We start from the raw sequence: 20820 nt of genomic DNA on the forward strand, positions 1-20820 counted from the left end.
CCTCCTATGACTTTGCCTTTGGCACAAACTCGAACTTCTCAGATAGAGATTTTACAGCAGATTTCAGCGCTTCTTCAGTAGCAATGTTAACAATTTTACTCAACTGTTTCTCTGACATGATCACCGTGTCAGCCTCTTTCTCGGGCAAAAAGTCATCATCCCACGCTATGACCTTGGCTTTGAGAGCATCCTCTAGGATTTGCACGATCTCCGAGTTCATCGACCGCCCGTTAGCCTTGGCTCGCTCGGCTATGGCATCACGCATTCCGTCAGGCATTCTTACCGTAAATCGCTCGATAAAATTCTGGTCTTCTTTTTCAGTCATTTTCATGGGCCGTAATTATTTATGCAAAACAAGGTAGCATCATATTGACATCACCCACAATGACATCATAATGATGTCAGGCATCAAAATGATGCTATCAGAAAAGGAGGCAGCAAATGCAAGATGTACTTTATACCGGGCGCAAGAACGATAGCTTTCAGCTTCGCTTGCCTGAGCGCATGAAAGAGGATATCCGCCGCATGGCAGAGATGGATGGCATTTCGATTAACTCTGCGATTGTGCAGTGTTTGGCGCGTTGCTTGCGTGAGGAAAGGGCGAATGGTCAGTAAAAACAGCGAAGCCCAGAAGTGCGCTAACACTCTGGGCCTCTCATCGAACAAATCCGACAAAGGAAATATCGACATGCACATTGTAGCAAAATCAGACTTCAACTTCCAAGGTAAAGCATTGGTTCCTGTTTCTAACATCACTGGCACATGGCTTACCTCATCGGATCTTGCGAAAGCGCTGGAGTACTCAAACAGCCGCGCTGTAACGATGATCTACAACAAGTACGCCGATGAGTTTTCCAGCGGGATGACTCAGGTACTCGAAGTGAGTACCTCAGGAAACTACCGCAAAAAGGTTCGCGTTTTCTCCTTGCGCGGCGCACACCTGATCGCCATGTTCTCCCGCACCGATGTAGCCAAAGAGTTCCGCCGCTGGGTGCTGGATATTCTGGACCGAGAAGTTGCGCATTCACCGATAGCAAAACAGTTCACAGATGAAGAGCTGATTAACCTGTCCTATATGTGGATCTGGATGGATAAAAGCCAGCGCGTGAGCAAGGCGATTTACCCGGCAATGAAGCAGATCGGCTCTACCTTCTCTGGGTACTTTTACGACATGGGCCATGAGACACGCTATATGACAGAAAAAGCACGTGAAGCGCTGATCCGTGAGACGGCAAATATCGACAAGAACGGCATTCACGCATGTCACGCAGCACCAATGCTGGACAAGCTGAACGGTAAAAAGGAGTTGCACTGATAGGCGTATGGGATGACGCAAATAAAAACCGCCAGTGTGGAGCTGGCGGCCGTGTCAAAACTGAAATAGGAAATCAATATGACTTCATTAACTGTAGCAAAAGCAAGATCTGTTGTCACTAAAATGTCAAGCCGTGAGATTGCGGCGCTGACCGGCAAGCGTCACGATAACGTCATGGCAGACTGTCGGAAAATGCTGGATGCGCTCAATCTTCAATCTCCTGAGTTCTTAGGAGATTACCAAGACGCTAAAGGGCGTACCTACCAAGAGTTCTGGTTAGACCAAGACCTGACACTCACACTGATGACCGGCTACAGCATCCCCTTGCGTCATAAGGTGGCAAAGCGCTGGCGTCAACTGGAAACCGGAGAAACTCTGCCGACCAAAAGCAATAGCGGCCTGCCTGAGTATCGTCGTGCTCGCACACTGAAGATGTCGGTTGAGGCGGTAACTAGTCTGTTTGACCTGATGCCACACCTTAGCCCAGAAGCCAAGCAGTGCGCAGCGGCGAACATCATCAATCCCGTTGCTGGCTTTGATGCCATCCCGCTGCCGGTTATCGAAGAGCACTATCATACAGCTGGCGAAGTTGGCGAAATGCTGGATGTGTCAGCCAACAAAATCGGTCGCCTCGCAAATGCGAACAACCTCAAAACTGAACAGTACGGCAAATTCTTCTTGGACAAGTCGGCGCACTCAAGCAAGCAGGTCGAGGCGTTCCGCTACAACGCCAACGGGGTAGAGGCGCTACGTCATCTCATTCACGGTGCTGATGTGGCATAGTATTTACAGAAGGCAAGACCATAACCTAACCCGCCGCGAGCGGGTTATTTTTTATCAGCATACATCTGCACGAGCGTTTCGAAAACCATCTTCTTGACGGTTTCAGCCTGCTGATCGGCTAACTTTTCCGTGTCGCTCCGGTAGCCTGCAACGGGTGACGGCTGCGCAAGGGCATCACGTACGATCTGCACAAGTTCGGCATTGAGAGAGCGGCCGTTCAGTGACGCACGTTGCTTAACCTTATCTTTCAGTTCTTTTGGTAGGCGCAAATTGAATTGCGGGTCATCTCTGGCCATAAGTTGATACCTCACACAAGGTGGATCGGCATCATATGATCTACTGTTTTTATTCACAATAAGACCACTGTGGTCTGAAAACCATTAACAAAAACCACTGCAAGCCGCGCCTTGTGTGGCTTCCACACGCCTGGAGAAAACTAAATGGCCGATCCTATCGTCCCCAATGTTGTTGTATCAATGCCGTCACAACTCTTTACGCAGGCAAGAGCATTTAAAGGAAATGCTAAGGGCAAGGTTTATATAGGCCTAATCGATACCGACCCGACAATCCCAGAAAATCAGATCCAGGTATATCTGCAAAACGAAGATGGAAGTGTTGTGCCAGTCTCGCAACCGGTTGTCATTAACGCCGGTGGTTATCCGGTTTATAACGGGCAAATCTCAAAATTTGTGACCGTAGAAGGCCACAGCATGGCTGTATACGACGCTAACAATGTGCAGCAGTTCTACTTCCCTAACATCCTAAAGTACGATCCTGACATGCTCAGGCAAGCGCTGATAGCGCCAAATGGTACAATTAACGTTGGGTTTGGGGACTCGCTGCTAACCTCTTCAATCCCGTTAACTCTCGAATACTTTGGCGCGGTCGGCAATGGAACCGCAGATGATACTGAAGCTGTTAGCCGAGCGATGCAGTGGGTTACCGGTGGAAGCAACCGGCACTTAACAAGCGGGAAAGGCACCGGATATCGGCTAACGTCAACTGTCGTTGCAGATTTTGCGGGGCGTGTTGAGTGTTCAGTTATTATCAAAAGCCCATTCTTGCCAGCTAATGGCATCGGGACTGCGCTCAAGTTCGTCAATACTCGCGACAGCGTATTCTTCTTCTCCGTGCATGGCGGCGGCGGGGCCTCATCTTCTCCAGATTACTCACAGGCAGATCCAGTTTCTGTGCAGCAGGCCTTTGTTTTCCAGGGGGTGCGCAGCTGTGACATCAACGTGAGAGGTTACAACTATAAAGGGAGATTGCTTAGAACTATGCTTGAGCAATCAGGCCAGCATAAAACATCAGCAAACAGCATCGTGATCTACACGGGAGAGAATGGTGAATCCTGCGGCCAAGCTTTATATGCAGAGGGTTCTAGTAACTGGGGGACAATCCGCGAATGGTATAGCAACTGGGATGATTTCGGATCCGTTCTTCATGAGGTTGAGGATGTTTCTATCTTGCACCTGGAGGCGGGTTGGGCAAAAAATAATGGCTTAATCCTCGAAGGGGTGGGTAGCTTGCACGGCGTTGTACTGAATATCGGCAACGAAGACGCATCATCAAACATTAAATCCGTGTGGGTGAAGAAGTCAGCATCAGGCAAGCAGTGTCGCCGCCTTGTCATGCTTGATTTGCTTATTGCGGGGCCACATGACGGGCTGTACATCGAAAATGATGGCATGGCATCTTCAGATATCGCCAGTTACATGAAGATCACAACATCGAATTCACGCCGATACGGGGTTTACGCCAACAACAGTCGTGACACTAAATTTATCCATGGATCAACAGGCGATTACATCCCGGTGCGTTACAGTGGTAACAGCTACGGAACCACATATGAGCTGAACTCTGCTACAAGCCGTCTGCAAGCTATCCAAGTGGACTCAGATGCGCTAAACGCAACGTTTAGCGGTCATATTTTCTCTTCTGGATTTGCGCTTACTGGGTCGCCTTGCATTGCGTGTGATTCTGTCAGCAATAATATCCGCTTTGATAATATGCATGTTCAAACACTGACGTCTGTGAACAACGCGGGGGCTTATAAACTAGTTGCGAGCAATGGGGTACGCATCACCGGAGGAAAGATCGAGCGTGACAACCCCGCAGTGACGCCCATTTTTGTTAGCAACATAATGCCATTTAGGGCTTTTGATGTTATTGGTTTCGTTAATAGAGGTAGCGGTGCGACATTTATCCCTGCCGGGGCTCTGTTTGTATATGTTTTCCACGGAATGAGTGTTAGACCAACAACTGTTTCGCTGACGCGCTCCGCAAACTTTACAGCGCCTATCCGTGTAGACCTCATAACGAATGACACATCATTCAAAGTGACTGTAGATGCGGCTATGGGCGCTGATGCTTACTTCTACTGGTCAGCTGATGCACTTCATTCTTAATGTAAGTTTGATGACTTGGTTGTGTGATGGGACGAATGTGGGACACGGATGTTTTCACATGGATTGACAGGGGTTGACAAGTTTTTGCATCTTGGGACGTGTGAGCGCGGTGTGATGCGGTAATTTACTGTTTCAAAAGGGAGATCTAGGAACTTCTAAGCCGTAGGTCACAGGTTCGAGCCCTGTAGGGCGTACCATTTTGAATCATATAGTTACCTCTAAATTCAGATTGCTACTTTTTCCAAAAGTGCCAGATTAGAGATATCCCCCCGCCAAGACTTCGTCAATTTTTCTCGCATGTTCGGCTAAATGAGAAAAGGAGAGGTGCACATAATGCTGAACCATTTCTATGCTTTTCCATCGCCGCGGTTTACCTGACTGAATTGAACGCAGCCAGTTAAAACAATTACTATAAGGCACAAAATTAATTTACCATAAAAAGCTCTAATAATTAGTTGAGGATGGCTAACACTCCCCGATAACATCGCCGATGAAAGATGACAATTGGCTCCAATGTGAAGAACTAGCCCGAGTTTTAGTGTAGAGCACTTTCCCATCAGGTGTAATCGCCCATGTCTCGATGAAGGAGTTACTTTTCCCGTGAGATTCTCCAACCATAGAAGTTGATGACACAGGTGAGTACGTAAGTCCTGATTGATATACATCACCAACTGAAGTAAGGCTTGCTGTATTCCCATTTATAGAAATATGGTATGTCCCAGCGGCCTCATCTTGTTGAAGTTTGTACTCAGGACTGAATTGAGACTGGCCTTTCAGGTTGGAGACCACCCAGCACTGAGCATTAGAAACGCATGGCGCCAGTAACAAAGATAACGCTAAAATTTTATATATATAGCCCCCGGCTGTAGCGTTTAGCATTTGCCAGTTACATCACCAACGAATGCTTTGGAGGAGTCAAACCCTCCCCATCCGGTTAGGACTTTTGTCATCATGACCTTTCCATCATTGTTGATAGACCACGTCTCAACCGCCTCACCAGAATCAGACTGAGATAATCCAATAAGCGTATTTTGGGATATAGGAATATATTTTATCCCTCCAGCGTCTGTGCCGTTTGTCACAACGGATGAGTTTTTCTCATCAATGGTTATCATGAACGAGCCGCTAAAACCGTCATCCGTTTGTTTGTAGGCATCATCCTTCATGAATGTTGAGCCTTTTAAGTTCGACACAACCCAGCACTCGGCGCTAGCGGGTAGTGAGGCCAAGGCCAACATGGCAATGATGATCTTTTTCATCCCAGAGTCCTAACTAATTATTTTTTATCAGCATACATCTGCACGAGTGTTTAGAAAACCATCTTCTTGACGGTTTCGGCCTGCTGAGCGGCTAACTTTTCCGTGTCGCTACGGTAGCCAATAACAGGTGAAGGCCTGGACATGGCATCTTGAACAATCTGCACCAGCTGCGCATTGAGCGAGCGGCCATTGAGTGCTGCACGTTGCTTAACATTATCCTTAAGCTCTTTAGGTATATACTTGTGGTGTACGGATATATTCTGGCTTGGGTAAATGCTCCCAGTCGCGGTGCATGACCCATATTTTCCCTTTTCTTCCTCAACCTAATCGACAAAGTAAAATCAGAAAAAGAGGATTTGACCATCATGACTCAGATTTTTACTTTAACACTTTCCCCTTCTCTCGATAGTGCGACGACCACTCCCAAGATCTACCCTGAAGGGAAACTGCGCTGCACCACCCCCATTTTTGAACCTGGTGGGGGCGGTATCAATGTTGCCCGTGCCGTTGTTTATCTTGGTGGGCAAGCCAGTGCGATTTTTCCCATTGGTGGGCCAACGGGTGAGCACTTAAAAGAGTTGCTTGATCGGGAAGGCATTGTTACAGAAACCCTGAAAGCTCAGGACTGGACAAGGCAGAACCTGCATGTCCATGTGGATAATAGCGGTGAACAGTTTCGTTTTGTTATGCCAGGGGCAAGGGTTAATGATGCCGAGTTTGACCAGATTCTGTTGAAGGTGCAGAAGATCCCCCATGGTTCGATTCTGGTGGTGAGTGGCAGCTTGCCACCGGGCACCACGCTGGCAAAATTAACCGACCTGATTAAGCAGGCGCAAGCCATGGGATTGCAGTGTATCGTCGACAGTTCCGGGGATGCTTTACAGGCCTGCCTGGATGTAGGGGGGCTGGCTTTGGTAAAACCGAATCAGAATGAACTGTCTGCGCTTATCGGGCGGTCATTGGAGCATCCTGATGATGTCCGGGCTGCCGCTAAGGAGTTGGTACAACAGGGCGGAGCTGAGCGGGTTGTTGTATCACTCGGCCCTCAAGGGGCTCTCGCCGTTGATAGTGATACCTGTATACAGATAGTCCCGCCACCGGTGAAGAAACTTAGCACCGTCGGGGCAGGTGACAGCATGGTAGGCGCGATGGTGCTGAAATTGGCGAACGGGGCAGAGCTGGTGGATATGGTTCGGTTCGGCGTTGCAGCAGGCAGTGCAGCCACGCTTAATCTTGGAACGCGGCTCTGTTCACTGGCGGATACCCAGCGCCTGTATGACTACATTTGCAAAAGTTCGCGTGGCTGAGTTTGGAAAACTCTACGACGCGGGTTATTTTGCAATAGGATCAATCATCCATAAAAAGCTTAAGCCTACGCAATCAGGGATATTCGCGGGTATGGCTCATTTACTTTGCTCAGCCAGTGATAAAATTGTGCCGTGCTATCACGTTACAAGGCAAACTGGCATCAACGTTTGCGGTTATTCGTGATTTCACATATGAAAATTCGAATATGTAATTGACTCCATATCCAATCCGATTATGATTAAGATCGATCATCAGGAGACAACTATGCCGCTTACCCCCTTACAGCTCTTCAAAAACCTATCCGATGAAACCCGTCTGGGTATCGTGCTCCTGCTCAAGGAGATGGGGGAGTTGTGTGTGTGCGATCTTTGTGCAGCATTGGAGCAGTCGCAGCCCAAGATCTCCCGCCATCTGGCAATGTTACGGGAAAGCGAACTGTTGCTGGATCGTAAGCAGGGGAAATGGGTTCACTACAGATTATCTCCGCATATTCCTTCCTGGGCTGCTCAGGTTATCGAGCAGGCCTGGTTAAGCCAACAAGAAGACGTTCAGAGCATTGCTCGCAAGCTGGTATCAGCCAACTGCTCTGGCAGCGGCAAGGCTATTTGTCTTTAAAAAAATTTACCTATACACATATGTTTTTTCGAATGTGAGGTGTTAAAAATGAAAACGTTAACGGTGTTTGACCCAGCGATGTGCTGTAGTACCGGCGTTTGCGGTACTGAGGTCGAGCAGTTTCTGGTTGATTTTTCTGCGGATGTGCAATGGCTGAAACAGCGAGGCGTCCAGGTTGACCGTTATAACCTGGCGCAGCAACCCATGAACTTTGTACAAAACGAGAAAGCTAAAGCGTTCCTTGAGGCATCGGGGGCTGAAGGACTGCCACTGCTGTTACTGGACGGAGAAACGGTAATGGCAGGGCGATACCCGAAACGTGCCGAGTTGGCTCGCTGGTTTAGTATACCACTGGAGAAGATAGGATTAGCTCCTACGGGTTGCTGTGGCGGTAAGACTTCCTGTTGCTGAACATGTCTGGAGGACAGATGAAATTCTTACAGAATATTCCCCCTTACCTGTTTTTTACCGGTAAAGGGGGCGTCGGTAAAACCTCTATTTCCTGCGCCACGGCTATCCGTCTGGCGGAGCAGGGCAAGCGGGTTCTGCTTGTCAGCACCGATCCGGCTTCAAATGTCGGCCAGGTCTTTGACCAGACTATTGGCAACACCATTCTGCCTGTGATCTCTGTACCAGGACTTTCAGCGCTGGAAATTGATCCACAGGCAGCCGCCCTGGAATATCGGGACAGAATTGTTGATCCCATCAAAGGCATTCTGCCTGATGATGTCGTTAACAGTATTAACGAGCAACTCTCAGGTGCATGTACCACAGAAATTGCAGCTTTTGATGAATTTACCGGGTTGCTGACTGACGCATCATTATTGACCCGTTTTGACCATATCATTTTTGATACCGCGCCTACGGGCCACACCATTCGCCTTCTCCAGTTACCTAGAGCGTGGAGTGGCTTTATTGAGAGTAATCCAGACGGGGCTTCCTGTCTTGGCCCGATGGCAGGGCTGGAAAAACAGCGTGAGCAATATTCGCACGCCGTTAAGGTTTTGTCTGACCCGGAGCGTACGCGGTTGGTTTTAGTGGCAAGACTGCAAAAATCCACGCTGCAGGAGGTCGCCCGTACTCATAATGAGCTTGCGGCGATTGGCCTCAAAAATCAGTATCTGGTCATCAACGGTGTTTTACCTGAAACAGCAGCGGTAAACGATGCATTGGCGGCTGCAATATGGGGCCGGGAGCAGGAGGCATTGGCAACCCTTCCTGTCGGTCTGGCCGGTCTGCCAACGGACACCTTATTCCTTCAACCAGTAAATATGGTTGGTGTTCCTGCACTAAGGGGGCTTCTCGCCTCCGGGCCTGAAATAGTTTCCTTCGCTGAAGAACACTCGCTGCAACAACCATCGCTCCCGTCACTGTCCACTTTGGTTGATGAGATTGCCCGCAGTGAACATGGCCTGATTATGCTGATGGGCAAAGGTGGCGTGGGTAAAACAACCATGGCTGCTGCAATAGCAGTCAGGCTGGCCGAGATGGGATTTGATGTGCATCTCACGACGTCAGATCCTGCTGCGCACCTCAGTACAACCCTCAATGGAAGCCTAAATAACCTGCAGGTCAGCAGAATAGACCCTCATGCTGAAACAGAACGTTATCGTCAGCATATCCTTGAAACCAAAGGACGTGACTTGGATGAGGCGGGGAAACATCTGTTGGAAGAGGATTTACGCTCTCCCTGTACTGAAGAGATTGCTGTTTTCCAGGCTTTCTCGCGGGTGATCCGGGAAGCGGGTAAACGATTCGTTGTCATGGATACGGCACCGACCGGGCATACATTGTTGTTACTTGATGCCACCGGGGCATATCACCGGGAGATAGCAAAGAAAATGGGAGATAAAGCTCATTTCACGACGCCGATGATGCAGCTTCAGGACTCGCAGCGCACCAAAGTCTTACTGGTCACGCTGCCTGAAACTACCCCCGTGTTGGAGGCGGCAAATTTGCAGGCCGATCTTGAACGGGCGGGGATCCATCCCTGGGGCTGGATTATCAATAACAGTCTTTCCATCGCGGAAACTCATTCACCGCTGCTTCGTCAGCGTGCGCAGCAGGAGCTACCTCAAATAGAGGCCGTTAAGCGCCAGCATACTAACCGTGTTGCGTTGGTTCCTGTTCTTGCAGTAGAGCCAACAGGTATCGACAAACTCAAACAGCTCGCAGGTTGATTTTTAACAGATACAGGGCAGTTACGCTGCCCTGTCAGGAGGTTTTATGTTACTGGCAGGAGCAATTTTCATCCTGACCATCGTGTTGGTAATCTGGCAGCCGAAGGGGTTAGGGATCGGCTGGAGTGCCACTCTGGGCGCGATACTGGCTCTGGTGTCGGGGGTGGTACACATTGCGGATATCCCGGTAGTGTGGAATATCGTCTGGAACGCCACCGCAACCTTTATTGCCGTCATTATTATCAGCCTGCTGCTGGATGAGTCTGGCTTTTTTGAGTGGGCAGCTCTGCACGTTTCCCGCTGGGGAAATGGCCGTGGTCGCCTGTTGTTTACCTATATCGTTCTGCTCGGTGCGGCGGTGGCAGCGCTATTTGCCAATGATGGTGCGGCTCTCATTCTGACACCGATCGTTATCGCTATGCTACTGGCTCTCGGGTTCAGTAAAAGCGCTACGTTGGCTTTCGTTATGGCCGCTGGGTTTATTGCCGATACCGCCAGCCTACCGCTTATTGTGTCGAACCTGGTCAATATTGTTTCGGCAGACTTCTTCCATCTGGGTTTCACTGAATACGCTTCAGTGATGGTGCCGGTGGATATTGCCGCCATTATTGCCACACTGGTGATGCTGCATCTGTTCTTTCGTAAAGATATTCCGCCGACCTATGACCTGAAACGTCTGAAACAACCCGCACTCGCAATCAAGGACCCGACGACGTTCAGAACCGGCTGGATTGTATTACTTCTTCTGCTGGTCGGTTTTTTTGTGCTGGAACCATTAGGGATCCCGGTTAGCGCTATTGCGGCTGTTGGAGCCGCTATCCTGTTTGTCGTCGCTAAAAGAGGACATGCCATTAACACCGGTAAAGTGCTGCGCGGTGCGCCCTGGCAGATTGTGATTTTCTCACTGGGGATGTATCTGGTTGTCTATGGTTTACGTAATGCCGGACTAACAGAATATCTCTCTGGCGTGTTGAGTTTACTGGCAGACCAAGGGCTTTGGGCCGCTACCTTTGGCACAGGGCTCCTGACCGCATTCCTGTCATCTATCATGAACAACATGCCTACCGTGCTGGTCGGCGCATTGTCGATTGATGGCAGCACCGCTTCAGGGGTTATCAAGGAAGCAATGATTTATGCCAATGTGATTGGCTGCGATCTGGGGCCTAAAATAACTCCTATTGGTAGCCTGGCAACGCTGTTGTGGCTGCACGTACTTTCACAGAAGAACATGACGATCACTTGGGGATATTACTTCCGCACCGGTATTATCATGACGCTGCCTGTGCTGTTTGTAACGCTGGCCGCGCTGGCGCTACGTCTCTCTGTTACTCTGTAATGAGATCCTGATATGAGCAACATTACCATTTATCACAACCCGGCCTGCGGCACCTCGCGTAATACGTTGGAGATGATCCGTAACAGCGGCACCGAACCGACTATTATTCATTATCTTGAGACGCCACCATCACGCGATGAGTTGGGCAAACTTATTGCCGATATGGGCATTGCAGTACGGGCTCTGCTGCGTAAAAACGTTGAGCCGTATGAAACGTTAGGGCTTGCCGAAGACCGTTTTACTGACGATCAACTCATCGACTTTATGTTGCAGCATCCGATCCTGATTAACCGTCCCATTGTCGTGACGCCGCTGGGAACCCGGCTGTGCCGCCCTTCAGAAGTCGTGTTGGATATTCTTCCGGAGGCGCAGAAAAGTGCGTTTACCAAGGAAGACGGTGAGAAGGTGGTTGATGAAAAGGGGCATCGCTTAAGTTGATTGTGTAGGTAAAATAGTCGAGATGATGAAAGGGCGAGAGTTCTCGCCCTTTTTTCTGGGGACCCGTGTTAACGAAGTATCAGAAGCCTGCTTTTTCGAGTGCTTCGGGTTTATCGTGAACACCAAAACGGTCAACGATGGTGCTGGTAGCTTCGTTCATCCCACGGATCTCAACTTCCGTGCCTTCTCTGCGGAACTTAATGACCACCTTATCCAGAGCGCTGACGGATGTGATGTCCCAGAAATGGGCATGTGAAACATCTATCACCACATGCTCAATGGTTTCGCGGAAATTAAAGTGTCTGGTAAAGCGGTCTGCCGAGGCAAAAAAAACCTGGCCGGTAACGGTATAGGTTCGGCTCGAATCCTCAAGAACAGAAGTGACTCTCATGAACCGGGATATTTTTGTGGCAAAGTTGAGAGAGGCTATCAGTACGCCAGTCAGCACGCCAAAGGCCAGATTATGTGTTGCAACCACGACAGCGACAGTGGCGAGCATGACCACGCTGGTTGAAAGTGGATGTGTACGCAGGTTGATAATCGAGCGCCAGGAGAACGTTCCGATGGATACCATAATCATCACCGCGACGAGCGCTGCCATGGGGATCTGAGATACCCAGTCACGTAGGAACACAATCAGGCAAAGCAGCACTACGCCAGCCGTGAGAGTAGAAAGTCGCCCACGCCCGCCTGATTTTACGTTGATAACCGACTGCCCGATCATCGCACACCCAGCCATTCCTCCGACAAAGGGCGCACAAATATTGGCGATACCCTGCGCTTTGCATTCCCGGTTCTTGTCACTGGGGGTATCGGTCATGTCATCCACGATAGTAGCGGTCATCATTGACTCAAGCAGGCCAACAACCGCAAGCCCCGCAGAATATGGCAGGATGATGAGCAGTGTCTGGATAGTTAGCGGCACGTCGGGAAGCAGGAAGGCAGGCAGGCTGTCTGGAAGTTTACCCATGTCACCTACAGTTCGTACATCCAGATGCAGCCACATGGCAATGCCAGTCAGCACCACGATGCAGACAAGTGGTGAAGGAATGGTTTTGTTAAGGTACGGGAAGAGATAAATAATTCCTAGACCCGCCGCAGTCATGGCATAAACATGCCAGGTCACATTAGTCAGTTCAGGTAATTGCGCCATAAAGATCAGAATTGCCAGCGCGTTGACGAATCCGGTTACCACTGAGCGTGAGACAAAACGCATCAGTCTGCCTAATTTCAGATAACCCGCTATCAGTTGGAAGACCCCCGTCAGAATGGAAGCCGCCAACAGATATTGAAGGCCGTGGTCTTTAACCAGCGTCACCATCAGCAGCGCCATTGCACCTGTGGATGAAGAAATCATCGCCGGACGCCCGCCAAAGAAAGCCATAACTACCGGGATACAGAAAGCAGAGTAGAGCCCTACCTGGGGATCGACACCGGCAATGATGGAAAAGGCGATCGATTCTGGAATGAGTGCGAGCGCGACAACAATTCCGGCCAGTACGTCACCACGGACGTTACCCAGCCAGTCCTTACGCATTGAGGACAGCAACATGGTTATTTCTCGGTTTTTAGATACAGTCAGCCCTTGAGGGCAAAAATTTATGTACGGTAAAACACATCCGCAGACGGGACGTTATTGAGTGCGTGCAGAGGCTGGCTCAGTACGACGAAGGAAGGGAAAACTCAGGGTGGCGTAATACACATGATAAAATTTAGGCCTCAGGTCTGCTTTAGTTACTTTCAGAAGAGTGTGTAGCCAGTAAAAACACATTCATCCAGCCATCAAATCAAGCTCAGTCACATGAGCTAAGCGGGAACTATAATAAAAAAACAAGGAATTTCAAACCCAAAACTACAGGCTTAGGAAAATAGGGGAGAAGTAACTCCCCCCTGCTTTTTTTTATGTTACTTCGCCATTTTCCGGTGGGTTGATGTCAAAACGTGGGATAGCCCAGTCTCATGTTGCCGCCTGAAAAAACGCCACACACGAATTGAAAGCAATCAAATCACTCATGTCAGGCCTCAAATCTTGCTCTGATTGACTCGCCGGGAAAGCTCTTCTGCCGACTCTTTTCGTTCGCTGTAGCGATCAACGAGATAAGCTGAACTCCCTCTGGTCAGAAGAGTAAACTTCATCAGTTCTTCCATCACGTCTACAATGCGGTCGTAAAAAGATGATGGTTTCATACGGCCATCCCCATCAAATTCCTGCCAGGCTTTCGCCACTGAGGACTGATTTGGAATGGTGATCATCCGCATCCAACGGCCAAGAATGCGCATCTGGTTTACGGCATTGAAAGACTGAGAGCCACCGCAGACCTGCATAACGGCCAGCGTCTTACCCTGAGAAGGACGAACTGCGCCTTCCGATAGGGGTATCCAGTCAATCTGGGCCTTCATGATGCCGGTCATCGCACCATGCCGCTCAGGTGAGCACCACACCATCCCTTCAGACCAACGAACCAGCTCGCGTAGCTCCATCACTTTAGGATGCGATTCAGGTGCATCATCAGGAAGAGGCAAGCCAGAAGGATTGAAGATCCGCACCTCTGCGCCCATCGCAGTCAATAATCTTGCTGCTTCCTCAGTTGCCAGTCGGCTGTATGAACGTTCGCGTACAGAACCATAAAGCATCAGAATGCGGGCAGGATGTTGAATGGCAGGAACACCGAATCTCCCCTCGTTAATTGACGTGTCGAATAAACCTCTGTCAACGTTCTTAAGCTCGTCCGTCATTTTATCTCTCCATTTTTTAGATTTATGGCAGTAGTGGAACAATCAGCGCTACCAGTGCAACATTCCTCAGTAAGGAAGGCGATCAGTGCGTCCAGACTTTCATAGTGAGCATGGCAAAAAAGTATTCGTCCTTGCCGTTCCTGATGCACAAGGGAAACTGAAATCAGCGCTGACAGATGATGGCTTAATGTTGAAGCAGGGATCTCAAGCCGCTTTTGCAGTTCTCCTACAGGTAGCCCCTGATGCCCGGCTTTAACCAGCTCTCTGTACACACTCAGACGTGTTGGATGCCCCAGTTCTTTCAGGGTATCCGCTGCTTTTGAAAGCTCCATAAACACCTTTATTCTATATTTCTAGAATAATGGAAATATAATCTGTTCCTCTCGAAAGACCAAGAACATAAACGCTCCGCGTTGTTATAGGGAGGAGGTCGTGCGGATACGGTGTGACCGGCCGTCGGCCCACAAATTCTGCAAGTGTCAGGGCTGTTGTGGTCAAGATCGTACTTTGTCTGTAACGCAGGAGGGGCAACTATTTAGACTCTCGGAGCCTATATTCAGAGTCAGTCAACGCCTGACCGATCTTTAAATCCCTTCGGGCTTTTTGCCTTATATCCCCGTCCGTATTTGGCGAGGGTTTACGGCGGGTTTTGCTAAAGACTGAAAAACTGATCTTTGCCCCGGGCTTTAGCTACGTAAAGCGCTTTATCGGCATGTGTCAGTAGTACGTTAGGCGAGGGTAGTTGGCCAAATGTATGAACTGAAAAACCGATGCTTATAGTCAAGTACCCAGTGCTGGATGCGGAGTGCGGTATTCTCAAATCCCGTACGAGTTGGCATAGCGTCTGCACATACAGCGTTGCCTGGTCTTTGGTCATCCCATTGGAGAGAATGACAAATTCTTCGCCGCCATACCTGGCTACAAAATCAGACCCCCGCTTGAAAGACTGACTCAAGCAATCAGCGACACGTATTAGCGCTGCATCGCCTGCCTGATGCCCATAAATATCATTGAATGATTTGAAGTGATCGACATCAATCATGGCGAGCATCAATGAGTCACCATTACGGATGGCAATTTTGCATTGAATGTCCAACTGCGTATCAAAAAAGCGACGATTATAAATCCCGGTGAGTCCATCCTTTATGGAGAGTTGCTCGAAGTGTATTTTCATTTCCTCGAGGGACCGATGCTCATCACGAAGCTGTTGCTGGATTATCATTCTTGGTGTTACGTCTTTTTGGATCCCGATAAAATTGGTTACAGCCCCACTCTCATCATGAATTGGCGATATGCTTAACTCATTCCAAAACATGGTTCCATCCTTGCGGTAGTTTCGCAAGGTTACCAGGCAGTACTCGCCATTTTTAACGGCGTTGCGCACAATCTCCAGCTCTGGCTGTTCCCGATCGTTATTTTGTAGGTATCGGCAGTTGATGTTGGTAATTTCTTCGAAGGAGTAGCCGGTCATTCTCTCGAAAGCCGGGTTTACAAAAATCAAAGGATTGTCGTCTATGGCATTGTCAGAGATGGTGATGCCGTCTCGCGAATCCATAACCGCCTGTTTAAGAATTTCAATCTTCATACCAAGTCCGTTAGTGGGATCGTAGGGAGAACGTTGTTCGTAAGCAACGCAACATCAAAAGATCACACGCGATCAAACCAATTTTACAAGTGTAGTCGTTGAGAAAGGTGCATGTCCGTTTTTTGACATTCGCGATAGTGTCAAAAACGAGGGAGGATCTTCGGGGAACTACAACGCTGAGGACGCTCACATCGCCAGCCTGAAATCACAGATTGCAGAGGCGACCTACAATTTGGAACAAACGACCATTCGAGCACCAAGCGATGGTTAGGAGCGTACTGCAGATACAAAAAAACCCGCAACGTGAATTGCGGGCTCAGATTGCTGTAGTGGAACTCATCAACTTTCGGCATTCATTGGTTAAGATTTTCCAGCAATTCATAAATCGTGTTTCCCACCTTTTGGATCGCATGCTCAATCTCACGGGTCATGGGCTTGCTGTAGCTGAGCCGTAGGCAATTGCGGTATTTTCCTGCCGCAGAGCTGATAAATCCGACGGCAATCTGTATACCTTGTGGCAACAAGCAGCGGTTCAGGCGCAGGCTATCGAATCCATAAGGCAGCTCCACCCATAACATAAAGCTCCCTTGCGGTCTGCTCAGGCAGGTATTCGGCGGGAAATACTTCATGATCCAACCCGTCATAATGTCGCGATTACGTTGATACTGGCGGCGCATGCGGCGTAAATGCTGGAGGTAATGTCCTTGCTTAATAAATTCAGCCATAGCCAATTGCGGTAAGGTAGGGACCCGCCCGGCGGAAATGTACTTCATATGTAACGCTTTCTCTAAGTAACGCCCTGGAGAAATCCAGCCAACCCGCAGACCGGGCGCAACGGTTTTAGAGAAGGAGCTACATAGCAATACGCGGCCATCCTCATCGAAGGAGGCAATGGTCGGCGGGCGTGGGTATTGATAAGCTAGCGCGCCATACACATCGTCTTCAATAATCGCCACGTCATAGCGCTGCGCCAGCGTCAACAGCGCTTTCTTGCGCTCATTCGGCATGTTGTAACCCAACGGATTATTACAGGTTGGCGTCAGCTGGATGGCTTTAATCGGCCACTGATCCAGCGCCATTTCCAACGCCTCCAGGCTGATCCCCACTACCGGATCGGTGGGGATTTCAATCACCTTCATTCCCATCCCTTTCAGCGTCTGCATCGCGCCATGAAAGCTGGGGGAATCCACCGCCACAATATCGCCAGGTTGGCAAACGGCCCCTAAGGCAATAGCCAGTGCGCCATGGCAGCCAGAGGTAATGATGATATTTTCTGCCGACTGATGATTGCCACTGTCCAGCATCAGGCGGGCAATCTGCTCACGCAACGCCAGGGTGCCGTAAATACTGTCGTAATCCAGCACTTCCTCGCTTTGATGCAGGCTGATACGGGCGAGCAAACGGCTGAGTATTTTCAGGCCTGGGCCAGACAGGTCCGGCGTGCCGACGCCCAGATGTAGCACATTGTCTTGCGCGCTGGCCTTCAAAAACTCCAGCGTATTTTCCCACTGAGAGATCTCGACCGGCCTTTGTGCATGGCTGCATAGCGCGGGTAACGCTGGCAGATTTGAGCTACAGCGCACGAAGTATCCCGATTTCGGCCGCGCTTCGATCAGCAGGCACTCTTCAAGCTGCCGATAGGCCTGCTGTACGGTGCTGATACTGACCCCGTGCTCGTCACTCAACACCCGAACGGAAGGCAGCCGCTCTCCGGGCACATACAACCCTTCTTTGATGCGCTGGCTAAGGATATCGGCTAATTGTTGGTAGCGAGTCATAGATAACACCTGATAAAGAGAGGGGACCAGTACAGATGGCGCTGATTTTTACCATTCAGACTGTTTAGCACATATCTGTATGGAAATAATAGCCGGGCTTTGCATCTGTAATGTTTTTCACCCAAGCATCATGCTAAAGGCTCATCGACTGACGGGGAGCTGATTATGAGTAATGTTATTGAAAATCAAATTGATGGTGGCTGCTTGTCAGCTGAGGGAACAAAAAACAAACGCCGTCATATTTTTGTCCGTTTATGGTTAAAAGCATACAGATGGGCAAATCGATGGAATGAGCGGCGCAAAGCTGCCAATACGCTAGCAAGGCTGAATAGCGATCAGCTAAAGGATATAGGTCTACGCCGGGATGATATCAAGCGAGACTACAGCCGTCCGTTCTGGCGCTGAGTCAGGGTAAGGTGAGTAGAACATAAGAGGGGGCCATAGAAACCTCATCTCGATGGCATGACGCGCCCATTGAACGGTGACTCACAAAAAAATGGTGGCAAAGACTACCGCCACCCAAAGTCAAAGTCATTGGAAAAGGGAAAGCTTGATAACGTGATAATGGCTGAGTTTGTAAGGGGCGTAACATGCTACGCCCCTTGTGTCATTGCAGGTTCGTTAAGGGTAAAGCTTATATTTCTCCCGCAGTTGCATATAGCTATCCACTTCGGGTTGCCACTGGGCCTCGATGAACTGGACCGTTTCATCAACAGACAGTTTTCTTTCGCTTGCGTCATTGAGCAGCGTAACCAGTTTGCTGGTGCCGGTGAGCTTGGCCAGCCACTGAGGGCGTATCAAGAAGAACTCCTCCTGATAATCCAGGTACTGCGCTTCTTTTGCCGCAGGGATCACCATCTCATAGCCCGCAGTCTTGAATTTGAACCACCAGTCGACCAGGTAACGTATCGTTGGTTTAACCTGGCTGATATCTGTAGCGGTCAAAATCTCCCCGCACACTTCCTTGCCTGCCTGTGGCCAGCCGGTTTTCTGCTGGCTGATATCCACCTGATAGCAGGTATTGACGTAAAACTGGCGACTAGGAAAACCCAGTTGTTCAAACGGATGGTCTGAACCTCTGCCCATATTGACGCTGGTGGCTTCAAACAGCCCCAAAGAAGGGTAGAGTTGGATAGCCAGATCGCTGCGCAGGTTCGGCGATGGCCGTACTGGCAGTGAATATGGGGTGTCATGCCGGTAGTTAGCCATGCTGATAACCATCAGGTCTTCAGCGGGGAACTGATACTCTTTGATGCCAAAGGCCTGCCAGTTGGTATCATTGAAATTCGTCAGCCAACCCTCGCCGGTGATCATGCGGGCAAATTCTCCCGAAGTGAGCCCGTGCACCATTGGTATTGGATGCATACCAATCCCCGAGATATTTGCCTCCTCAAGAATAGGGCCATACACATGGCTGCCTAGCGGGTTGGGCCGGTCGAATACCATCATTTTCTTATGATATTTTTGCAGGCTTTCTAGCATGTGGTGCAGGGAAATGGTGTAGGTAAAGAAACGCACGCCCACATCTTGCAGATCGTAGATAACGATATCGACATTGGCTAACTGTGCCTCGGTGGGATGGGCGCGAGACCGCCCATCTTCATCACGACCATACAAAGACACGATCGGCAGGCCGCTGTGCTTATCGATATGGTTATCGTCACCCAGCCCGGCATCGGCATTGCCGCGGATACCGTGTTCTACCGAGAACAGGGTGGTCACGGTAAACTGATATTTATCCTGCTCGGCGAGCAATTTGTCGATGGTGTGCCGGCCCTGTTTATTGATTGAGCTTTGGTTAACCATCAGGCCGACGCGCTGGTTTTTCAGCAACGGCCCATAGATTTGTTCCCGATCGACGCCTAGCACTATGCCTGGCACAGCGCCGGCATAGCCAGCGCTGGTAGCCAATGACGAGCACAGGAATAATACCGTCAGTAGCAGGTGTCTCATTCCTTGTTTCCCTCCATTAATAGGGTCAAATACCCGTCAGAAGTTATGCCGCAGTTCCAGCGCCCAGAACCAGAAGTTGTTGCTGGTTTTATCACCATTCATCCAGGTTTGTTCCGGGCGATAGTAACTGTCGACAAACAGCGACGTCTGCTTGGTAAACGGATAGATTGCCTGGAAGCCGTAGCGGCTTCGGTCTTTCTCTTTATAAACCGTTTCCTGGTTTCTGGAGTCGCGGAAGCTTTGCGTCCCTTTGGTCAACGCCAGGCGGGTATAAGGCATTAGCATCACGCCACTATCGAACTTGTAACGGTAAATCGCCCACAAGAAATGCTCCTTGTTATACAGCGTATTGACCAGTTGCTCATCGATATACAGATAGTTCAGCCAGAGGGAGTTTTTCTGGTTAAACGTCAGGTTCGCTCCCGCGAAGTGCTCATTGATCTGGCTCCAGTCGCGTTTGTAAACCCCATAATCTCCTTTTGCCCGCGCATAATCCAACTTGCGGTCAATCAGGCGGAAGGAGAGGCTGGCATTAAAGCTCAGGCTATCAGAGTACTTGTAATAGGCTTGCGGACGGATCCAGATCTCATGCCGCTCCTCGCCCTTACGGATATCCCCTTTGTATTCCGGTGCTGCCAGAGCTGGGTTACTGATAGAAGGAAAATGCCAGTTGTCGTTACGATAACCGAGGCGCAATTTTGTATTGCCAGTTTTCCCTGCCAGAGCGAATGGAAATGTTCTGGTGACGCCCGCTTGCCAACGTGTGCGGTCATATTCTGGCGTATTATCCAGATAGGTTTTCAAAAACTGAACGTCATACAGCCATAATGAATCATTCTGGTAAATAAAGGCACCGACATAAGGCGAGGTCGCTACACTCCCGCGGATATATTTCCAGCGATCGTCACTGTCTATCTCCTGCTCGGTACCAATATAGGTATCGAAGCGCCAGGTTTGCTGTTTAAGTTTATCCTGTGCGGCTTGCTTTTCTTTTTCTATTTGCTGAATGCGTTTATTGAGTTTGATGATCTCCTGATCATAATCCGTCTCAGACTCATCAGCCAATACCGGTTGTGCCATGAGAATGGCACTGAAAATCACTAGCCCTGTTAAGATCTTCATGTTT

Annotated in this window: 22 protein-coding genes and 1 pseudogene; 12 read left to right on the plus strand and 11 right to left on the minus strand. The window is 49.6% G+C overall.

All coding sequences use genetic code 11. The features are described 5' to 3' along the window. Positions 1-4: 4 nt before the first annotated feature. Positions 5-325, minus strand: a complete 321-nt coding sequence (locus KGP21_RS08300) for an Arc family DNA-binding protein (RefSeq protein WP_223537906.1) — start codon at positions 323-325, stop codon at positions 5-7. A 116-nt stretch (positions 326-441) separates the two neighbouring features. Here KGP21_RS08300 and KGP21_RS08305 point away from each other — a divergent pair, with 116 nt between their 5' ends. The 3 genes from KGP21_RS08305 to KGP21_RS08315 all read left to right on the plus strand — a co-directional run bounded on the left by KGP21_RS08305 (position 442) and on the right by KGP21_RS08315 (position 2098). Next, positions 442-615 carry an Arc family DNA-binding protein gene (locus KGP21_RS08305; RefSeq protein WP_223537908.1) on the plus strand — a complete coding sequence of 58 codons (174 nt, stop codon included), beginning with the start codon at positions 442-444 and terminating at the stop codon, positions 613-615. Next, positions 605-1315: a P22AR C-terminal domain-containing protein gene (locus tag KGP21_RS08310; RefSeq protein WP_223537911.1), complete on the plus strand. Its 711-nt coding sequence runs from the start codon at positions 605-607 to the stop codon at positions 1313-1315. Before KGP21_RS08305 ends, KGP21_RS08310 begins: the two co-directional genes overlap by 11 nt. 123 nt (positions 1316-1438) lie before the next feature. Further along, positions 1439-2098: a Rha family transcriptional regulator gene (locus KGP21_RS08315; protein ID WP_371824848.1), complete on the plus strand. Its 660-nt coding sequence runs from the start codon at positions 1439-1441 to the stop codon at positions 2096-2098. A 44-nt stretch (positions 2099-2142) separates the two neighbouring features. Here the strand turns inward: KGP21_RS08315 and KGP21_RS08320 are convergent, their stop codons facing one another. Further along, complete coding sequence (locus KGP21_RS08320) at positions 2143-2394, minus strand: Arc family DNA-binding protein (RefSeq protein ID WP_223537916.1); 252 nt, start codon at positions 2392-2394, stop codon at positions 2143-2145. 144 nt (positions 2395-2538) lie between these two features. On the opposite strand from KGP21_RS08320, the gene KGP21_RS08325 reads away from it, so the two are divergent. Next, the gene (locus KGP21_RS08325; RefSeq protein ID WP_223537918.1) at positions 2539-4506 is read left to right on the plus strand and encodes a phage tailspike protein; all 1968 of its coding nucleotides are present in this window, start codon (positions 2539-2541) and stop codon (positions 4504-4506) included. 872 nt (positions 4507-5378) lie between these two features. Here the strand turns inward: KGP21_RS08325 and KGP21_RS08330 are convergent. Together KGP21_RS08330 and KGP21_RS08335 are read right to left on the minus strand one after the other, a co-directional pair. Continuing rightward, on the minus strand, positions 5379-5765 hold the full coding sequence (locus tag KGP21_RS08330) for a hypothetical protein (protein WP_223537921.1): 387 nt from the start codon (positions 5763-5765) through the stop codon (positions 5379-5381). A 50-nt stretch (positions 5766-5815) separates the two neighbouring features. Further along, a complete protein-coding gene (locus tag KGP21_RS08335) occupies positions 5816-6022 on the minus strand; it encodes an Arc family DNA-binding protein (RefSeq protein WP_179248312.1) in 207 nt (68 codons plus the stop codon). Between the two features lie 108 nt (positions 6023-6130). On the opposite strand from KGP21_RS08335, the gene pfkB reads away from it, so the two are divergent. The 6 genes from pfkB to arsC all read left to right on the plus strand — a co-directional run bounded on the left by pfkB (position 6131) and on the right by arsC (position 11642). Continuing rightward, positions 6131-7072: a 6-phosphofructokinase II gene (pfkB, locus tag KGP21_RS08340; protein WP_223537924.1), complete on the plus strand. Its 942-nt coding sequence runs from the start codon at positions 6131-6133 to the stop codon at positions 7070-7072. A gap of 265 nt (positions 7073-7337) precedes the next feature. Next, positions 7338-7688, plus strand: coding sequence for a transcriptional regulator (locus KGP21_RS08345; RefSeq protein WP_094981158.1), 351 nt, complete (start codon positions 7338-7340; stop codon positions 7686-7688). A gap of 48 nt (positions 7689-7736) precedes the next feature. Next, positions 7737-8099 (plus strand): arsenite efflux transporter metallochaperone ArsD, encoded by a 363-nt coding sequence (arsD, locus tag KGP21_RS08350; RefSeq protein ID WP_021805404.1) that lies wholly within the window; start codon positions 7737-7739, stop codon positions 8097-8099. Positions 8100-8116: 17 nt separating this feature from the next. Further along, positions 8117-9868 (plus strand): arsenical pump-driving ATPase, encoded by a 1752-nt coding sequence (arsA, locus tag KGP21_RS08355; protein ID WP_223537926.1) that lies wholly within the window; start codon positions 8117-8119, stop codon positions 9866-9868. Positions 9869-9914: 46 nt separating this feature from the next. Further along, a complete protein-coding gene (locus tag KGP21_RS08360; RefSeq protein WP_094981156.1) occupies positions 9915-11204 on the plus strand; it encodes an arsenic transporter in 1290 nt (429 codons plus the stop codon). Between the two features lie 12 nt (positions 11205-11216). Further along, a complete protein-coding gene (gene arsC / locus KGP21_RS08365) occupies positions 11217-11642 on the plus strand; it encodes a glutaredoxin-dependent arsenate reductase (RefSeq protein ID WP_021805401.1) in 426 nt (141 codons plus the stop codon). Between the two features lie 79 nt (positions 11643-11721). Here the strand turns inward: arsC and KGP21_RS08370 are convergent, their stop codons facing one another. From KGP21_RS08370 to KGP21_RS08385, 4 genes are all read right to left on the minus strand, one after another. Then, positions 11722-13194 carry a SulP family inorganic anion transporter gene (locus KGP21_RS08370; RefSeq protein WP_223537930.1) on the minus strand — a complete coding sequence of 491 codons (1473 nt, stop codon included), beginning with the start codon at positions 13192-13194 and terminating at the stop codon, positions 11722-11724. A gap of 470 nt (positions 13195-13664) precedes the next feature. After that, entirely contained in the window at positions 13665-14378 is a 714-nt protein-coding gene (arsH, locus tag KGP21_RS08375) for an arsenical resistance protein ArsH (RefSeq protein ID WP_094981154.1), read from the minus strand. Next, positions 14375-14710 carry a helix-turn-helix transcriptional regulator gene (locus KGP21_RS08380; RefSeq protein WP_094981214.1) on the minus strand — a complete coding sequence of 112 codons (336 nt, stop codon included), beginning with the start codon at positions 14708-14710 and terminating at the stop codon, positions 14375-14377. Before KGP21_RS08380 ends, arsH begins: the two co-directional genes overlap by 4 nt. A 320-nt stretch (positions 14711-15030) precedes the next feature. Continuing rightward, positions 15031-15963 (minus strand): GGDEF domain-containing protein, encoded by a 933-nt coding sequence (locus KGP21_RS08385; protein WP_179248239.1) that lies wholly within the window; start codon positions 15961-15963, stop codon positions 15031-15033. Between the two features lie 178 nt (positions 15964-16141). On the opposite strand from KGP21_RS08385, the pseudogene KGP21_RS08390 reads away from it, so the two are divergent. Then, positions 16142-16231, plus strand: a pseudogene (locus KGP21_RS08390) (hypothetical protein); the annotation flags it as partial. An 85-nt stretch (positions 16232-16316) separates the two neighbouring features. Here KGP21_RS08390 and KGP21_RS08395 read toward each other — a convergent pair. Then, positions 16317-17741: a PLP-dependent aminotransferase family protein gene (locus tag KGP21_RS08395; RefSeq protein ID WP_209528543.1), complete on the minus strand. Its 1425-nt coding sequence runs from the start codon at positions 17739-17741 to the stop codon at positions 16317-16319. A gap of 165 nt (positions 17742-17906) precedes the next feature. On the opposite strand from KGP21_RS08395, the gene KGP21_RS08400 reads away from it, so the two are divergent. Next, positions 17907-18146: a DUF1127 domain-containing protein gene (locus KGP21_RS08400; RefSeq protein ID WP_115158721.1), complete on the plus strand. Its 240-nt coding sequence runs from the start codon at positions 17907-17909 to the stop codon at positions 18144-18146. A gap of 216 nt (positions 18147-18362) precedes the next feature. On the opposite strand, the gene KGP21_RS08405 is transcribed toward KGP21_RS08400, so the two are convergent. Further along, complete coding sequence (locus tag KGP21_RS08405; protein ID WP_209523155.1) at positions 18363-19694, minus strand: exo-beta-N-acetylmuramidase NamZ domain-containing protein; 1332 nt, start codon at positions 19692-19694, stop codon at positions 18363-18365. Positions 19695-19730: 36 nt separating this feature from the next. Further along, positions 19731-20816 (minus strand): hypothetical protein, encoded by a 1086-nt coding sequence (locus tag KGP21_RS08410; RefSeq protein WP_021805388.1) that lies wholly within the window; start codon positions 20814-20816, stop codon positions 19731-19733. Positions 20817-20820 lie beyond the last annotated feature (4 nt).

The organism is Serratia sp. JSRIV004, assembly GCF_019968705.1.
Lineage (GTDB): Bacteria > Pseudomonadota > Gammaproteobacteria > Enterobacterales > Enterobacteriaceae > Chania > Chania fonticola_B.